General features: G+C 45.6%; 16 protein-coding genes. 7 read left to right on the top strand and 9 right to left on the bottom strand.

The annotated features are described in order from the left end of the window. Nucleotides 1–39 precede the first annotated feature (39 nt). The gene (locus GWR21_RS18150) at nucleotides 40–924 is read right to left on the bottom strand and encodes a flavin reductase family protein (protein WP_162333116.1); all 885 of its coding nucleotides are present in this window, start codon (nucleotides 922–924) and stop codon (nucleotides 40–42) included. A 9-nt stretch (nucleotides 925–933) separates the two neighbouring features. Continuing rightward, complete coding sequence (locus GWR21_RS18145) at nucleotides 934–1,941, bottom strand: fumarylacetoacetate hydrolase family protein (protein WP_162333115.1); 1,008 nt, start codon at nucleotides 1,939–1,941, stop codon at nucleotides 934–936. 612 nt (nucleotides 1,942–2,553) lie between these two features. Between GWR21_RS18145 and GWR21_RS18140 the strand changes: the two genes are divergently transcribed. Next, nucleotides 2,554–3,216: a sterol desaturase family protein gene (locus GWR21_RS18140; protein ID WP_162333114.1), complete on the top strand. Its 663-nt coding sequence runs from the start codon at nucleotides 2,554–2,556 to the stop codon at nucleotides 3,214–3,216. Between the two features lie 3 nt (nucleotides 3,217–3,219). Here GWR21_RS18140 and GWR21_RS18135 read toward each other — a convergent pair whose 3' ends face one another. From GWR21_RS18135 to GWR21_RS18110, 6 genes are all read right to left on the bottom strand, one after another. Continuing rightward, entirely contained in the window at nucleotides 3,220–3,546 is a 327-nt protein-coding gene (locus GWR21_RS18135) for a hypothetical protein (protein WP_162333113.1), read from the bottom strand. A gap of 45 nt (nucleotides 3,547–3,591) precedes the next feature. After that, nucleotides 3,592–4,554: a DUF6263 family protein gene (locus GWR21_RS18130; RefSeq protein ID WP_162333112.1), complete on the bottom strand. Its 963-nt coding sequence runs from the start codon at nucleotides 4,552–4,554 to the stop codon at nucleotides 3,592–3,594. Between the two features lie 15 nt (nucleotides 4,555–4,569). Continuing rightward, nucleotides 4,570–5,343, bottom strand: coding sequence for a TIGR02757 family protein (locus GWR21_RS18125; protein WP_162333111.1), 774 nt, complete (start codon nucleotides 5,341–5,343; stop codon nucleotides 4,570–4,572). 330 nt (nucleotides 5,344–5,673) lie between these two features. Next, nucleotides 5,674–6,813, bottom strand: a complete 1,140-nt coding sequence (locus tag GWR21_RS18120) for a cystathionine gamma-synthase (RefSeq protein WP_162333110.1) — start codon at nucleotides 6,811–6,813, stop codon at nucleotides 5,674–5,676. 474 nt (nucleotides 6,814–7,287) lie between these two features. Further along, nucleotides 7,288–7,896, bottom strand: coding sequence for a DUF2911 domain-containing protein (locus GWR21_RS18115; RefSeq protein ID WP_238429864.1), 609 nt, complete (start codon nucleotides 7,894–7,896; stop codon nucleotides 7,288–7,290). Nucleotides 7,897–7,945: 49 nt separating this feature from the next. Further along, on the bottom strand, nucleotides 7,946–8,533 hold the full coding sequence (locus GWR21_RS18110; protein WP_162333109.1) for an acyl carrier protein phosphodiesterase: 588 nt from the start codon (nucleotides 8,531–8,533) through the stop codon (nucleotides 7,946–7,948). 299 nt (nucleotides 8,534–8,832) lie between these two features. On the opposite strand from GWR21_RS18110, the gene GWR21_RS18105 reads away from it, so the two are divergent. The 3 genes from GWR21_RS18105 (at nucleotide 8,833) to GWR21_RS18095 (ending at nucleotide 11,768) form a co-directional block, all read left to right on the top strand. After that, nucleotides 8,833–9,351 (top strand): hypothetical protein, encoded by a 519-nt coding sequence (locus GWR21_RS18105; protein ID WP_162333108.1) that lies wholly within the window; start codon nucleotides 8,833–8,835, stop codon nucleotides 9,349–9,351. Between the two features lie 125 nt (nucleotides 9,352–9,476). Next, nucleotides 9,477–10,451 (top strand): deoxyhypusine synthase family protein, encoded by a 975-nt coding sequence (locus tag GWR21_RS18100; RefSeq protein WP_110053652.1) that lies wholly within the window; start codon nucleotides 9,477–9,479, stop codon nucleotides 10,449–10,451. 135 nt (nucleotides 10,452–10,586) lie between these two features. Further along, nucleotides 10,587–11,768: an aldose epimerase family protein gene (locus GWR21_RS18095; RefSeq protein ID WP_162333107.1), complete on the top strand. Its 1,182-nt coding sequence runs from the start codon at nucleotides 10,587–10,589 to the stop codon at nucleotides 11,766–11,768. A 326-nt stretch (nucleotides 11,769–12,094) separates the two neighbouring features. On the opposite strand, the gene hemW is transcribed toward GWR21_RS18095, so the two are convergent. Beyond that, on the bottom strand, nucleotides 12,095–13,219 hold the full coding sequence (hemW, locus tag GWR21_RS18090) for a radical SAM family heme chaperone HemW (RefSeq protein ID WP_162333106.1): 1,125 nt from the start codon (nucleotides 13,217–13,219) through the stop codon (nucleotides 12,095–12,097). A gap of 157 nt (nucleotides 13,220–13,376) precedes the next feature. On the opposite strand from hemW, the gene GWR21_RS18085 reads away from it, so the two are divergent. From GWR21_RS18085 to GWR21_RS18075, 3 genes are all read left to right on the top strand, one after another. Beyond that, the gene (locus GWR21_RS18085; protein ID WP_162333105.1) at nucleotides 13,377–14,495 is read left to right on the top strand and encodes a DUF4271 domain-containing protein; all 1,119 of its coding nucleotides are present in this window, start codon (nucleotides 13,377–13,379) and stop codon (nucleotides 14,493–14,495) included. Nucleotides 14,496–14,537: 42 nt separating this feature from the next. Next, nucleotides 14,538–15,329 (top strand): uroporphyrinogen-III synthase, encoded by a 792-nt coding sequence (locus tag GWR21_RS18080; RefSeq protein ID WP_162333104.1) that lies wholly within the window; start codon nucleotides 14,538–14,540, stop codon nucleotides 15,327–15,329. A gap of 137 nt (nucleotides 15,330–15,466) precedes the next feature. Continuing rightward, the gene (locus GWR21_RS18075) at nucleotides 15,467–17,509 is read left to right on the top strand and encodes a thioredoxin domain-containing protein (RefSeq protein WP_162333103.1); all 2,043 of its coding nucleotides are present in this window, start codon (nucleotides 15,467–15,469) and stop codon (nucleotides 17,507–17,509) included. Nucleotides 17,510–17,602 lie beyond the last annotated feature (93 nt).

The following is a 17,602-nucleotide window of genomic DNA, read 5'->3' as shown; positions in this document are numbered from 1 at the left end:
GTATCACTGATACGGGGCTTTTTACTTTATAACACAATATTACTGTGCACCGGCGAGTAACACCTGCCAGGCTTCTGCTACCTTTCCTGTTTCCAGTAAATGCTGCGCATGACGATGGAGTTCCTTTTCCATCTCTTCGGGCGTAATACTGTAATACTGGAAGATGTTCTTCAGATGTTCATCTTCGAATGCCGGATCAATTTCCGGTTGTACATGTACGTTAGCCAGCTGCCCAAGATTGTTTCCCGTCAGTATATTGCTTTGTCTTACCGACAATGGCAATGCATCTATCCCTATGCCCAGTGAAGTATTGGGTTTAGCTACCTCAAATACAGCATCGCCGGATGCGCGGCAATAGTAATCGCCACCCATACGTGCCACCAGATCTATCTTATGCGGATCGATGGCGCCGGCTTCATTCAGGATATCCTCATTGATATGGATCATAACTGGTTCACAGATGATCAGATTACCTGCTCCACCTTCCGTACCCTGTGATAATACTTCTTTTACAATACACTCGAACTGCACCGGACTTTCTTTCACACGGAAAGGCTTTACCTTTTCTGATGCAACCGGTGTAAAGCCTGACTTCTCAAATTCGTTGACGCCTTTCGCATACTCACAACTGGAAAGAGAAGCCTGCTGCACCATAGCGTAGTTGACTACATTGATCACTACTTCCCTTGTTTCAAGGATATTTTCCAGTGTATGTTTAGTGGTATTATCTCGTACCCTGCGTGCAGGTGAGAATATTAAAGTAACAGGATTACTGCCGAACACATTGAAAAAGCTGAAGGGCGACAGATTAGGCCGGCCATCCTTGTCAACAGTACTGGCAAAGCAAATGGGTCTGGGCGCAATTGCTCCCTGCAGGTACCCCTGCAATACAGCCGTTTTTACCTGTCCTGGTATGATCTGCATGTTATTCTGTTATTTTTTCAATTGCAGGATAGAGAAGGTTGATTCTTCTGCCACAATTGTATTTTTAAGTGTACCCAGTCCGTCTATGTCCATTTCAATAACGTCGCCTGGTTGTAGCCATTGTTCCTGGTAGTCAGGGTTTTCACGTTTGCCGGTGCCGTTCAGCTCCAGGAAACAGCCTGTTCCTACCGTACCACTACCAATGACATCTCCCGGGTAGATATTGGCGCCATATGCGCAACGTTCGATGATCTCGGCAAACGTCCAGTCCATGTCTCCCATATTCCCTTCACTTACCTGTACGCCGTTCACCCGGCAGGTCATTTTCAGGTTATAGTTCTTGCCGGTATGGCCTGGTTTAGCTGGAATAACGAGGTGTTCCAGTTCGTCGGGCGTAACGAGCATAGGACCGATCACCGTGCTGAAGTCTTTTCCTTTGGCAGGTCCCAGATTGAGTTTCATTTCCTCCATCTGCAGCGTGCGTGCGCTCATATCATTCATGATCATGAAGCCACCGATATATTTATCTGCTTCAGCAGCAGGAATGTTCCTTCCGAATTTGGAGATAACGATGGCTGCTTCCAGTTCGAAGTCGAGTTTATCGAAATGGTCCGGCATACACAATACATCGCCGGGTCCCTGTATGGCGTTATGATTGGTGAAATAGAAGATAGGATACTGATCGAATTCCGGTATCATATCCACACGGCGGTTGCGTCTTGCTGCTGCTACATGTTGCCGGAAGGCATAACCATCACGGCAGGATGTAGGAGCTGGTACGGGCGCCAGTATTTCCACTGAATCGTATGGAATGGCTTTAGCGGAGCCAATGTGCCTGCCTGCTTTCAGCTGTGCGTCTATTTCGAGGGCAAGGTCTATCACCTCGTCCCAGGAAAGTAAAAACATCTGCATATTGCCGGGCAGGTTGGGGTGCAGGTCCTGTGTATTATACAGTTGATCGCCTATTAAAATGGCCAGGTGGTCAGCTTCATCCCGTAGATAACTTACAAGTTTCATAATAGTAGTTGGTTCTGGTTGTATGATCTGTAAATATAAATTAGGAATCAGGAATTATGAATAAGGAATTGAGAAGGATACGTTTTTAGATCAGATGACCGGTAACCTTACATGATAGTTTTGATAAGGACGGCTAGCATTTTTGCATAGATGGGATGAATGTAAGATATATAAAAACCTGCCGTGCCATGTTGTAGATGTTAGGTACAGATTTATCTGAATAGTTGGGTAGAACGTGGATGTAATGCAATAAATTAGGATATTCGTTGTATGACAGACGGACACTGGCTGACCAATATCCAGCCCCGGAAACTGCAAAAAAAGATACCTGTAGCGTATACATTACTGCGGGACATATTATAAAGTAAAAGCAATAATAGAATCATTAATAATCAATTTTATAGCCTGGTTTGTGACACAACGCCCCATTCTTTAACATCACTTTTGCAGTACCGGACACTGATTGTAACAGGAAAATAGATATTCACATCCCACTCACACGCATAAGATCGGCATAATATTAGCGACAAGCACTTTTTGGCATTAGATTATAGGAGGAGATACAAATATGTCATTCGTTTAGGCACTTATTTGCATTAAATATAAGGAGTTATGAAGTTTGATAAGATTAAGAACAAAGGACAGGCAAGATTATTTGAAAGCAGGTATTTGGAGATGCTCACCAAAACACATCCCCTGGTCATCTGGGCCATGTACATCCCCATTATCAGTTACATGCTTTATTATAGCAACATGACGCTGGGTTTTAGCATCACCCGGGTTGTAATTGTGTTTGTGGGCGCTATGTTCTGCTGGACGCTATTTGAGTACCTCATGCACCGCTACCTGTTCCATTTTAGTAGCGAGAATCCTAAAGTAAGAAAGTTCATTTACGTCATGCATGGTAATCACCATGAATACCCCCGTGACAAGCAACGTTTATTTATGCCTCCCGTACCAAGCCTGATACTGGCATCGGTCATTTTCAGCGCGCAGTACCTTTTCCTGGGTCAGTATACTTTCATGTTCTTTCCCGGTTTTATCCTGGGATATCTGATCTATGGAAGTATGCACTATGCAATTCATGCATGGAATCCTCCGGCAAAGTTCCTGAAGCCTTTATGGCGCAACCATCATCTGCATCACTATAAAGGTGATGAGAAAGGTTTTGGTGTAAGCTCCAGTATATGGGACTATATTTTCGGGACCAGCTTTGATCTGCAAAAGGAAAAAGAGGATAAGGATAAAGTGAGAGAACTGATGTTCAACAAGTAGCAGCTACCATTTCTCTTCTCCGTCATCAGGGGGAGGTTGGCTGTATTTTTTACGGGAAATGATCTTCTCCTGTTGTCTATCGATTAACAGTGCCGCAATTTTCCTGTAAACTGCAGGCGTAAGATCGGCCTCCAGCACCTGCCGGATGCTGTGTTCGGAGACATCAATTTTATACAGTAACAGTACAAACTGCTGAAAATCTGTACTGATCAGTTCCTCCAGTTTTACTGCCAGGGCTTCTTCCAGTTGTTCGTAGGTAAGTCCTGCCAATATGGGCAGCCCGGCGTCAGCTGATAATTGTTGGATGGTTTCCGGAAGTAATTGCATCATTGTACAAAAATAAAAAGGTCCGCCAAACGGCGGACCTTTTCTATGTTATTTCATTTGTTTGATCTTGTAGGAGGAGTTGGTGACTATCTTCACCGGCACCCTGATATCTTTCTTGATACGTTTGGCTTTATTGGCCTTGTAGACATAGATACCGTTCATCTCTGTATTCTGTGCACAGATGCTGGGTAAGCCGGTGTTGCGATCTATCAGGTAGTTACTCATGATGTCACCATCAATTTCGGCAGTAGCAGTGATCCCATCCTCAATAGTGAACGTTTCTACCTTGTTAGTGTGTACTTTACCTGTACCATTGATCTTTGCCGTTTGGGCATCCCAGGTTTGCAGGTTCCAGTACAGATCTATGTCACCAACCAGGCCGGTGCGGATAGGTACGTTTTCTTCCCAGCGGGTACCTGTTTTGATGCTGCGTACAGGGTATATTACCAGTAACTGCTCCAGCCAGGAACGGAAGGCATTTGTCCCGAACTGATCTTTCATGAGCTTTTTGTAGGCCTCCTGCTCATCTTCCTTCAGATTGGAGAAGGTGGCACTGGCTTTATCAAGCAGTTCATCCAGTCCCGTTATTTTATTAATAAAACCAGACGCAGCGATGTCTACGGTGAATGGGTGATCCAGGATGCTTTTCAGGGCTGCCTGGAAAGGTTCTTTATCGTTTGGTACACTGGCATCTACCAGGATATTCTGATTTCTGGCGTTAAAATTGAATTTCAGTTCTTTATACCGGAAGGTCAGGTAGAAGTGGCCTGTAACAGCATCATCTACGACGATAGAGATACTGTTATTGAAGTCGCGGGTAACACGTTGCATTACATCATCGACAGTGGTATATGTTTCGCTGCGGCTCTCCTGTTTCAGTTCAAACTGTTGTCCTTTCTGAAAATTGTAGGCAAGGTCTACATAATCTCTCTTTTCTTCCTGATACTGGGCTGTTGCCGGAAGTGCCAGTGCGGCACCCATAGCCAGTGACACCAAAAATCGCTTCATCATTACACTAGATATTTATTAAACATACTTTTCAATTACTCCCAGGCCAAACAACGCGAAGTCATATTTTGCCGGATCCAGTGGATCCAGTTGCCTGAGGCGCTCGGTAAGGGCAATTGCCGTTTTCCAGTCGGCTTTGGCGGTGGGTATCAAACCCAGTCTGGTAGCTACTCTGCCAACATGCACATCTACAGGGCATACCAGCTGGGAAGGCTGGATGTGTTCCCATAATCCAAAATCCACGCCATTTTTGTCCTTCCTGACCATCCAGCGAAGGTACATATTCAATCTTTTACAGGCAGAATTTCTCGCAGGAGTGGAAATATGCTTACGTGTACGTTCCGGATGTTCCGGGAGGAAGAACAGGTGATGGAAGCCTAGGAGTGCCTTTTCGACCGTATCGTCTTCCGGTGTAATATGGCCGCTAAACGCAAATTCCAGGGAGGTGACGTCGTTATAATAGCCCTGCAGGAATTCAACAAAATACATCAGGTCAATGCCATTGAAGGTGCGATGGCAGAACTGAAGGAGTTTCATCCTTTCGCGGGCTTTATGGTTCCGGATAAAGTCATAAGGCGAATCGTCCATCAGCTTCAGCAGCTCAGTGCACTTATTGATGATGGTGGTACGGTTACCCCAGGCAAGTATGGCAGCAAACAATCCGGAAATTTCGATATCCTGAAGTTTTGAAAATCTATGAGGTATAGTGATAGGATCACCTGGAATAAAGTCAGGAGTATTGTATTGTGCCGCTTTTGTATCCAGAAAGGTCTTCAGTTGGTCAAATTTCATAAATAGTTCTACTCGGTTTTATGCTGAGAGGGAGGTGCATTACTCTGGCAGCTGGAAAATTAAGTAAAGATGTTCATACTATATCAAATTATATAGATAACAGATTATCTATTATAGTTAATTGATAATGAGTATTTGTGAGTATTCTCTGGTGAAACAGCCGGTCTTTGAGGGCTCCGGGGCCTTGGGTTGTAATAATGTTTGCATATTAATTATACATTCTTAGCCCCGTTTGTGTTGAAGAAGGTTGCTTTTTTATCAAAAAAATCAGGGGTTGCCGCAATAAGCTGCGGCAACCCCTGAGTGGACAATCATTTTCAGTCCCCTGTCCTATCCGATCGCTTTTTCCAGATCGGCGATCAGGTCTTCGGCATCTTCGATGCCTACGCTCAGTCGTATAAGCGAATCTACCAGTCCGTTTGCGATCCTGTCTTCGCGGGGTATAGAGGCATGGGTCATGCTGGCCGGGTGGCCTATCAAAGACTCCACTCCGCCAAGTGACTCAGCGAGAGAGAACAGGTGTGTACCGCTTAATACTTTAAAGGCCGCTTCCTGGCTGTCATCTTTCAATGTGAAGGATATCATGCCGCCGAAACCTCTCATCTGCTGTTTGGCGATATGATGGTTCGGGTGATCTTCGAACCCGCACCAGTATACTTTATCCACTTTCGGATGATTACGCAGGTAGTTTGCTATTGTAGCGCCGTTCTCACAATGCCGCTGCATACGAACGTGCAGGGTTTTTAGTCCGCGTAATACCAGGAAACAGTCCTGCGGACCAGGCACGGCACCACAGCTGTTCTGTATGAAATAGAGTTGTTTGGCCAGTTCTTCGTCCTTCACGATGATGGCGCCATGTACCACATCGCTGTGGCCCCCCAGGTATTTTGTAGCACTGTGTACTACGATGTGTGCGCCCAGGTCCAGCGGGTTCTGAAGATAAGGAGAGGCGAAGGTGTTGTCAACACAGAGCAGCAGGTTATGTTCCTGTGCGATCTTCGCGCTGGCAGCAATATCAATAATGTTCAGCAGTGGATTGGTAGGCGTTTCTATCCATATCAGTTTTGTGTTTTTGTTGATATGCTGGCGGATGTTTTCGGCATCCTGCATTCCAATGAAATGAAACTTAATGCCATAGCGCTCAAAGATCTTGGTGAAGATGCGGTATGTGCCACCATAGAGGTCATTGGAGGCAATGACCTCATCTCCGGGATTCAGCAGTTTCATGACAGCATCTGTCGCTGCCAGTCCACTACCGAAGGAAATACCATATTTACCATTTTCGATAGCCGCCAGTGCCGCCTGTAGTGCATCACGGGTAGGGTTTTGTGTACGGGCATACTCATAACCTTTATGATCGCCCGGCGCATGCTGCACATAAGTGGATGTCTGAAAGATCGGGGTCATGATCGCCCCTGTAGAAGGATCAGGGGTAACACCTGCATGTATTAGTTTAGTTCCCAGCTTCATTCCTGAAATATTTTATTATTAGACGATACTGTTCTTCTGAAAGTTCCAAAGGTACTAATTCCGGCATTTCAGCAATGTGGGTCGATCAAGGTTATGATAGCGGGCCTTTTTGTGCAGACGGCAGCAGTTTGCTGACAACCTGTTCTGTATCATGTCAGATGTCAAAAAACCCGAATAAGTAGTTCTACGCAGTACCCTTCTGAGGTATAAATACGCGCTGTGGGCGGGGTTCTTGTCCGATCTGGCTATTGAGGATCACTTTACGGATGAAATCGCCACTTTCACGAACAAAAATGGTTCACTCAGCCGATACCGTAGTTTCCGCGCAGTAATTCGGACTACATTTGAAAAGGTTTTTCATAGGATATGGTTAAAATTCGTGGGCGGTATTCTTACCGCCTATTTTATTTCTAAAAACAAAGAGAGCGGAAGTGTAACACTCCCGCTCTCTTTTGTTTTTATGATAACAGTCTGTTATTTCTTCTTGCCGGTAGCAGCCACTTTGTCGGACCATTTGATAGGCAGGCTTACGCTGGTGGTATCCCAGGCAACTACCAGATTGGCGCCATAGTCGGCTTTTTCGAATACGATGGTGAACGGTTCTACAGGAGTAGTCAGCTTATTAACAGGTACATCTGTTCTTACTACGTCTTTCTTCTGATCATACTTGAACGCACCCCAGATATCAGTTTCACGGTTTACGATCAGTGTCCATTTGTCTTCAGACAGGATCGCATACATAGTGTAACGGCCTTTAGGTACTGTTTTACCACCTATGGTGACATTACGGAAGAACTCTATTTCGGTCGCCTCGTTGGCGCCGAGACGATAGATCTCGCCGTAAGATTCCAGTTCACCGAATATCTTTCTTCCTTTCTTCTGCGGTCGGCTATAGATAACGCGGGCCACAAGTGCACCGGGCTCGCCTTTCACTTTCACGACATAGGGATACATGACAGGGAAGTAAGCCATATCCATAGGGCTCGCATCAAGAGGGGGCATCTTCTTGTCCTGGGCATCGCTGGTCAGGCTGGTGAGACCTGCTATACCGATAAACAGCATTAAGCGAAGTAAATTTTTCATTGTTGGCTATCAATTCAGGTTGTTACAAAATATTTGCAAACCTACGTATTTAATGTGGGTAAGTTTTAACGAATGCGACCAATTCGGGAAAGAATGTCCGGTAATGAGCAGCCAGTTCTTCATAATATTTTTCCAATACGCCATAAGGCGCATCTGCTGTGGCCTCCAGGAATTTTGCACGATGTACGATACCGTTGAAGCTCTTATAAATACCGTCCATAAACTGATAGTTATATAACCAGTCATGCTGCCGCATATAACGGAACACCTGCTGGAACACAGGTGGCAGGATATCATGATGATGGGTGATGGTGTTATATGTCTGTTTAGAGAAGGCAGCAAGAGATGCATCTGTAAAGATGGTTGTATCGGTGGCCAGGAAATGATCATATACAATGTCTATAAAGACCGCACTGTATCGGCCACAGGAAGGCTGGAAGTATTCTCTGGCAGCCAGTGTCACCGGGTGTGTATCTGTAAATGTATCGATTGCCCTGTGCAGCTGTATACCATGCTGAATGCCCGGATCGTATTCCTGCCATTGTTTGCCTTTCACATAATCAGCTATCATGTTACCTATTATCAGCGACTGATCATTGAAAGAAAGATATGCGTGGGCCAGGTAATTCATGTACATGAAGATAGAATAAACTTTGCACCTGCCATCGTTTGCATTGGTAAAGGGTTTCACCGCTCATCTGTCAATCTCCAGTTTAACAAAAGCTTAACGTAACAACTTGCAACAAACAGCGTTTTCGCGCAACACATGTATGGCAAACGAAAGTATATGCAATGACCTGATAAGTTGATGCGAGTTACGCTGTAATTCACTGTCACCAAGTAATCTAGCGTCTCCATTTATAACAAAGCAGTTGACTACCGGCATGTATTGCATGTACTTTTACATCACAAACCAAACCACAAAAAGTTTCCGCCATGAAACCGATCAAATCAACTAACCTCAGTGCACCTAAGGGTGCATCCCGGCTTTCAGCTGGTAGTATCAGAAGAATGCTGCTTTTATTTGTTGCCACTCTTCTTTTAAGCACACAGTTAACATTTGCTGCCACTAAAGAGATGGAAGCAACCAGCAAACTGAAAAGTGCACTCTCCAAAGAATTTGCAGGAGCTGCAGATGTAAAATGGTACAGTGAAGACAACAAGACCTTTATGGCTAAGTTCACATTGAAAGAACGCAACGTGACTGCCTACTTCGATGAAGATGGTAACCTGCTGGCGACCCGTCGTTACATTGCCGAAGAACATCTGCCACTGGCTGTTACCAAAAAGCTCGCAAAACGCTACCCTACTGAAGCGATCCGCTGGGTAGTGGAATTTGAAAGCGAAGGAGCAACTGTTTACTATGTAACACTGGAGGGCGCAAAGACCTGGAAAGTGATCAAAGCGAGTGCCGGTGGCGAGATGAGCGTGCATCAGCATCTGAAGAAAGTATAACATCAGTTCATCAGTTGATAGTTCATAGTCAGTATAGTCCGTAGTAGCCAGAGCTATTATGGGCTATTTTTTTTAATTCCTTACCTTTGCCCTTCTCTTTTGAATTTTAAATTATTTAAACGGACATGAATAAAGGGCCTATTTCTCAGTTTATCCAGCACCACTATCGCCACTTTAACGCGGCTGCACTTGTGGATGCTGCAAAGGGATATGAAACACATTTACTGGAAGGCGGTAAAATGCTGGTGTCCCTGGCGGGTGCTATGAGTACTGCCGAGTTGGGCATCTCCTTCGCGGAAATGATCCGCCAGGGTAAGGTAGATATCATTTCCTGTACTGGTGCTAACCTGGAGGAAGATATCATGAACCTGGTAGCGCACACGCACTATAAAAGGGTTCCTCACTACCGTGACCTGAGCCCGCAGGAAGAGTGGGACCTGCTGCAGGATGGTTTTAACAGGGTAACTGATACCTGTATTCCGGAGGAAGAGGCTTTCCGCCGTATACAGGAGCATATTCATAAGATCTGGAAAGACGCTGACGATAAAGGTGAACGTTACTTCCCGCATGAGTACATGTACAAACTCCTGCTGAGTGGCGTTATGAAAGAGCATTATGAGATCGATCCGAAGAACAGCTGGATGATCGCTGCTGCTGAACGTAATATTCCTATCGTAGTACCAGGATGGGAAGATAGTACCATGGGTAACATCTTCGCTTCCTATATCATCAAAGGTGAGCTGAAAGCATCGACCATGAAGAGTGGTATCGAGTACATGGTATGGCTGGCTGACTGGTACCGTAACAACTCCGCTGGTAAGGGCGTAGGTTTCTTCCAGATCGGTGGCGGTATCGCAGGTGACTTCCCTATCTGCGTTGTGCCAATGATGTACCAGGATCTGGAATGGCATGATGTGCCTTTCTGGGGTTATTTCTGCCAGATCTCTGATTCTACTACCTCTTACGGTTCTTACTCAGGGGCTGTACCTAACGAGAAGATCACCTGGGGTAAACTGGATATCAACACACCTAAATTCATCGTTGAATCTGATGCTACCATCGTAGCACCACTGATATTTGCTTACCTGCTCGGCTGGTAAGCGCTGACGCCTGTAAAGCAGCAGCAACCGCTAACGCTGATCGCTACATTTTTTGTGGTGGTCAGCGTTTTGCGTTTTCAGAAGGTATTGATTTTAATATGAAAAGCGTATATTGTACCCTTATAACTTCCAAATATGAAAAACATTTTTCCACTTTTAACAGTGGCAGCCGCAGTAAGCTTTAGCGCCTGCCAGTCTGGTGCAAAAACCGATAATAATTCTACAGATAGTATGAGTACCCAACAAGACAGCCTTTCCAAAGGCCAGATATCCGATGCGGCCTTCGAGAAAACGATTGATGGAAAACAGGTAAAACTGTACCACCTGAAAGGAAAAGGAAACCTCCAGGTAGCCATTACCAACTATGGTGCGAAAATCGTCAGCCTGATGGCACCTGATAAACAGGGACAACTGGCGGATGTGGAACTGGGTTATGATAACATTGACCAGTATGTGGATACCAAGGAAAGATATTACGGCGGTATTGTAGGTCGTTATGGTAACCGTATCGCAAAGGGTAAATTCAAAGTAGATGGTAAGGAGTATTCCCTGGCCGTTAACAATGGTGTAAACCACCTGCATGGCGGTAAGAAAGGCTTCAATGATGTGGTTTGGGATGCTGAGCAACCAAATGATCATACGCTTAAACTGCACTACCTGTCAAAAGACGGAGAAGAAGGATATCCTGGTAACCTGGATATTACGCTGACCTACGAACTGACTGACAGCAACGAAGTTAAGATCGATTATTCAGCTACTACTGATAAAGCTACTGTGGTTAACCTGACCAACCACTCCTTCTTTAACCTGCATGGCGCCGGTAATGGTGATATCAATGATCATATCATGTATATCAATGCCGACAAGTACACGCCTGTTGACAGCACCCTGATCCCTACGGGTAAACTGGAAGCTGTAAAAGGCACACCAATGGACTTTACTACGCCTACCAAAATTGGTGAAAGAGTGGATGCATCCTTTGAACAGCTGACCTTTGGTAAAGGGTATGACCATAACTATGTGCTGAACAAAAAAGGTAAAGAACTGTCTCTGGCTGCAACTGTAGAAGAACCAACCAGCGGTCGTTTCCTGGAAGTATGGACAACCGAACCTGGCGTACAGTTCTATGGTGGTAACTTCCTGGATGGTACTGACAAGGGTAAAGAAGGGAAGACCTACGTACATCGTGGTGCTTTCTGCCTGGAAACACAGCATTTTCCGGATTCTCCCAATCAGCCGTCTTTCCCTTCAGTAGTACTGAAACCAGGAGAGACCTACACGTCTACCTGCGTGTATAAATTTGGTGTGAAATCATAACAACAGCATACATGATATTGCCAGGGGGTATCCGAAAGGGTATCCCCTCTTTTTTTGCCTTATGTATGCATAACGCACTTATTAACCCATTCCTGACAGGGTGCCTGGCCGTCGCTAGTTCGTCGCTTGTTCGTCGCTTGTTCGTCCAAACAATAAAAAATGCCCCATAGGGTGTATTTGAGACAAGATGTCCCTAAAAGGGTACGCTATCCCTTATGTAAGGTTGTTCATATCATTAAACCAGCATTAAACCAGCATTACGCCCATATTTGTCCATTGCTGAAGGGACAAATATGGGTATAATAGCAGGAACCGTTGAATACCTGCTAAAAGAAAAGGTCTGATGCAATGCCATCGGCGAAGAGTCTTCCTTCAGGTGTAAGTATCAGCGTATCATTGCGGCGTATCATCCAGCCTTTATCGATGAAGGGACGGGACTGTTTCAGCAGGATATCGTGTTTTTCCTGGCCAAACCGTTCGGCCACCACTGGTAAGATACATCCCTGGGAAGTACGGAGGGTGGTCATGATATATTCATTCAGCATCATCACAGGGGTCAGTGCTTCCAGTTCAAAAGGTACTTTATCCTGCTGCAGACTTTTAATGTAGCCAGCGTTATTGGCAATATTCCACTGCCGGGAATGACCGTTAAACGAGTGGGCTGAAGGGCCCAGTCCCAGGTAAGGCTGTCCCTGCCAGTAGCTGTTGTTATGGCGGGAATGCCAGCCGGGAAGGGCGAAGTTGGATATTTCATAATGCTCATAGCCGGCTTTGGCCGTCCATTGCATGAGGTGTTCGAAATGTCTGGCCGCTTTGTCTGTATCTACTGCCGCCACTTTTTTCTTGCGGATAAAATGGTCCAGTGCCGTACCCGGTTCTACGGTAAGGGCATAACAGGAAAGGTGCTGTACGCCCAGGTCAATCGCCTGTTGCACATTATATGCCCAGCCTTCATCTGTCAGTGTAGGTCCGCCATAGATCAGGTCAATGGTCAGATTACTGAATCCGGCGGCTTTTGCGTGAATGATACATTGAAGGGCCTGCTGGCTGTCATGTGCACGGTTCATCCAGCGCAGATCGGCCTCGTGAAAAGATTGTATCCCTATACTGAGCCGGTTGATACCAGCCGCACGGAGTGCAGCCAGCTTTTCCGGCGAGAGATCATCCGGGTTGGCTTCGAGTGTGATTTCAGCGTCCGGGTTCACGGGAAAGGTATCCCGGAGTTTGTGCAGCAGCAGTTCAATATCTGCCTGTGGCAGCATACTGGGCGTACCGCCTCCGAAATAAATGCTGGATACAGGTGCTCCGGAGAGATAATCCCGCTGCAGATCTATTTCCCGTATCAGTTGCTGCACCATTGCCGGTTGCTGCGCAAGAGAGGTGGAAAAATGAAAATTGCAGTAGTAACAAGCCTGCTTACAAAAAGGAATATGAAGATAAATACCTGCCATTTGAAATAGAGGGAGCCGGTACCAGCCGGTTAACCCGTAAAATAAATTGAGTGAAGCTTAAATAAGTATATGGTAACTATAGTATATCAACTATTGACCATGGACTATTTTTATATCTTTGCAAGCAACAAAATTACTGCATTAAAAAATATTCCTGGTGCGACGTTGGTTATTGTTTCTGTTCATCATACCCTGTTTACGTTTGGCGGCTCAGACAGATAGTTCTGCTAAGCCGGCCCCTGCTGTGCAACCGGCTCCTGTGAAAGTGAATACTGCTTCAGGCGATACGGCTGTGAAGCCAGTGAAAAAGAAAGTGCCTGTTATTAAAAGGGACAGTACGGGAGCGATCATCTCTGCCAGTGCTGCAAAGCCGGCAGCTCCTGCAGCACCTCCGGTTACGGCACCAGCACCTCCGGCCAGTGCCGCGCTTCCTGATACAGGTGCCATGCGTAGGGGTACGGTTGCAGCAAGTCCTGCTGACAGTACACCGCAGCAGGTTGCCGTACCTTTGCATCAGGAAACGGCTTACGATCAGTACCTGAAGAAATTACAGACGACGAATATTTTCTTCCGGAGTGATAAGCCTACCCGGCTGGATGTTAATAAAATAAGGAATTATGAGGATCTGGACTGGCTGGTATATGTGATGGCTGGCGTGGTATTGTTACTGGGAATTATCAGGTTAAGCTATCTCAAGTATTTTACGGATATGTTCAGGGCCTTTATGAACCCGACATTGAGTCAGCGGCAGTTGAAAGATCAGTTATCACAGTCTCCATTTCCGAACTTCCTGCTGAATGTGTTCTTTGTGATCAGTCTGGCATTATATCTGTATCTGCTGATGTACCGTCAGCAGTATATACAGGGTACTACCGCATGGATGGCCATACCGGGGCTGATATTGCTGGTGGCGGTTGTATACGGGGTAAAGTATGTAATGCTTCGTTTTTGCGGATGGTTATTCGGCAGTGTGGAGCTGGCAGATGCGTACATCTTCGTGTTGTACCTGATCAATAAGGTGCTGGGGATATTGCTGGTACCATTCCTGGTGATTTTAGCATTCTGCGGACCCAAATTGGCAAAACCATTTATGTATATGTCTGTAGCATTTATTGTATTGCTTGTGGCATATCGTTATATCAGGTCATATTCGGTAGTAAAACAATACTTATCTTTCAGCAGATTGCATTTTTTTCTTTACCTTTGCGCATTCGAAGTAGCGCCGGTTCTAATAATAACTAAGGTGTTGCTGGTAGCGTTAACTGGTGGTCTCTGATGATTAAAACTGCCTATTGTTAACACAAGAGCAAAAAAACGTATGATTAAAGGCGGGCCAAAAAAAGATTTGCAAGCTAAGCACATTCAGACAATTCTAATTTCCCAACCTAAGCCTGAAACAGAAAAATCACCTTACTTTGAACTAGCTAAAAAATTCAATGTTAAATTGGATTTTTATCCGTTTATAAGGGTGGAGGGACTGTCCGCAAAAGACTTCAGGAAACAGAAGATTGACATCCAGGTTTTTACGGCTGTTATTTTTACCAGCCGTAATGCGGTGGATCACTTTTTCAGGATCTGTGAGGAAATGAAGATTAAGGTCTCTCAGGACTGTAAGTACTTCTGTATCACGGAAGCGATAGCCTTGTACCTGCAGAAATTTATCCTTTACAGAAAGCGAAAAGTCTTCTATGGTGCAGATGGATCTACGAAGAGCCTGCTGGAGGTAATGAACAAGCACAGGGATAATGAGAAGTTCCTGTTCCCTAGTTCAGATAGCCAGCGTAAGGACATCGAAGAATGGCTGAAGGCGAATAAATGCGAGTATGCTACGGCAACTTTGTACAAGACGGTTTCTAATGATGTAAAGGAAGTGCTGGAGACAACTGATTATGATATGATCGTTTTCTTTAGTCCATACGGTGTAAAATCACTGTTTGAGAACGTACCGAAATTTGAGCAAAACGGTACACGTATCGGGGCGTTCGGTCCGACTACCTCAGCCGCTGTAGAAGAAGCAGGACTCCGTCTCGACGTGAAAGCGCCTGCACCTCAGGCTCCTTCCATGGTAGCAGCGTTAGAGCAGTACCTGGCGGCCATCAACAAAAAATAACACGAAAATCACGGTAAATATTTACTTGGAAAGGGACAGCGAATGCTGTCCCTTCTTATATTTGGGGTAGTGGAAAATTACCAGTAAGACCAGAGTGGGACCAAAATTTGTGTGGTAATAACAGAATAACCATAACTGTGAACAGATTAGCAAAAGAAACCAGTCCTTACCTGCTGCAGCATGCTCACAATCCTGTGGATTGGTATCCCTGGGGGGAAGAGGCACTGCAGAGGGCTAAAGCCGAAGACAAACCTATATTAGTCAGCATTGGATACGCAGCTTGCCACTGGTGTCATGTGATGGAGCGTGAGAGTTTCGAAAACGAAGCTACCGCCCGTATCATGAACGAACATTTCATTAATATCAAGATAGACAGGGAAGAACGTCCCGATCTGGATCACATCTATATGGATGCGGTACAGGCGATGACAGGTTCAGGCGGATGGCCACTGAATGTTTTTCTTACACCTGATAAGCTGCCTTTTTATGGTGGGACCTACTTCCCTCCTGTGAAGGCATTTAACCGGCCATCCTGGACGGACGTACTGCTGGCATTATCCCAGGCGTTTAAGGAACGAAGGGAAGACCTGGAAACACAGGGACAGAATATGCGCGATCATCTGGCGCAGGCGTCGGGTTTCGGAAGCAAAACCGCCGGACTGGAGCTAGTACCAAAGGAAGAGCAGTTCACCCGCGCACAGTGTGATACGATATATAGTAACATGCTGCAGCAGAGTGATAAGGTGTGGGGTGGATTTGGCAGTGCGCCTAAATTTCCCGGCACCTTTAATATCCAGTACCTGTTGAGATATCACCATAGTTTCAATGAGCCGAAGGCATTGGAGCAGGCATTATTGTCGCTTGACAAAATGATCCAGGGGGGCATCTATGACCAGCTGGGTGGTGGTTTTGCCAGATATAGCACAGATGCGAAATGGCTGGCCCCGCATTTTGAGAAGATGCTGTACGATAATGCGTTACTGATCGATGTGCTCAGTGAAGCCTATCAGTTGACAGGTAACGAACTGTACGCGAAGACAATTGCAGATACGCTGGGATTTGTGGAGCGGGAGATGACGGATGCAGGCGGCGCTTTTTACAGTGCGCTGGATGCGGATTCGGAAGGCGTGGAAGGTAAATTTTACACCTGGAGCAAATCGGAAATTGAGGAAATACTCGGATCGGATGCTGCATTATTCTGCGCATTTTATGATGTGTCGGAGGAAGGCAACTGGGAGGAGACCAATATTCTGTGGATAACTAAACAGGCCGCGGTATTTGCAGCGGAGAACAATATCACGGAAGAGGCATTGGAAAGGGTACTGGCTATCAGCCGTGAGAAACTGATGGTGGTACGGGCGAAACGTATCCGTCCGGGACTGGATGACAAGATCATACTGGGTTGGAATGCGCTGATGGTGCATGCCTGTTGCAGGGCATATGCCGCTTTGGGTGTAGATCGGTACCTGCAGATGGGAGTAAAAGCGCTCAATTTTTGCCTGGAGAACCTGCAAAACGCTGATAAACAGTCTTTTTTTCATACATTTAAGGGGGGCATAGCAAAATACCCGGCCTTTCTGGATGATTATGCATGGCTGATACGTGCGTTGATCGCGATGCAGGAGGTGACGGGTGAGGGAATATGGTTGGAAAAGGCGAAAGCTTTGACGGAGTATGTAGTTGCTAATTTTTCGGACGAGGGCAATATTTATTTTTACTATACGGAAGCCGGCCAAACCGATGTTATCGTACGTAAGAAGGAAGTATATGATGGCGCCACGCCAAGTGGTAATGCTGTAATGGCGGCGAATCTGCTTTATTTATCAATTGTATATGACGGGAAAGACTGGTCTGACCGGGGCATAGCGATGCTGGCGGGGCAGTCACAGACAGCGGTCAGATATTCCACATCATTCGGGGTATGGGCAGGTGTGTTATTACAACTGGTAAATGGGGTAAGAGAGATCGCGATCGTGGGTAGTGAATATAAATCACGACTACGAGATACTAACAGGTATTATATTCCGTTTAAAGTATTGTTAGGAGCAGCAACTGATCAACCGGGTCTGCCACTCCTGGAACAGCGAGAACGGCCAGGAGAAACACTTATATACGTCTGTGAGCATTATCATTGTATTAAGCCAGTTAATTATATAGAGGAAATAATTAATTTAAAATAATATTTATGTATCTTGCATGACCATATCTGTGTAAAATAGGCACGGAAAAATGATTTTGAGAAGATATAATAAAATGTTAAAAAGTACGTTTAT

This window comes from Chitinophaga agri (assembly GCF_010093065.1).
Taxonomy (GTDB): domain Bacteria; phylum Bacteroidota; class Bacteroidia; order Chitinophagales; family Chitinophagaceae; genus Chitinophaga; species Chitinophaga agri.
Note: the sequence above shows the minus strand (reverse complement) of the source record. Positions and strands in the feature narration are given on the sequence as shown.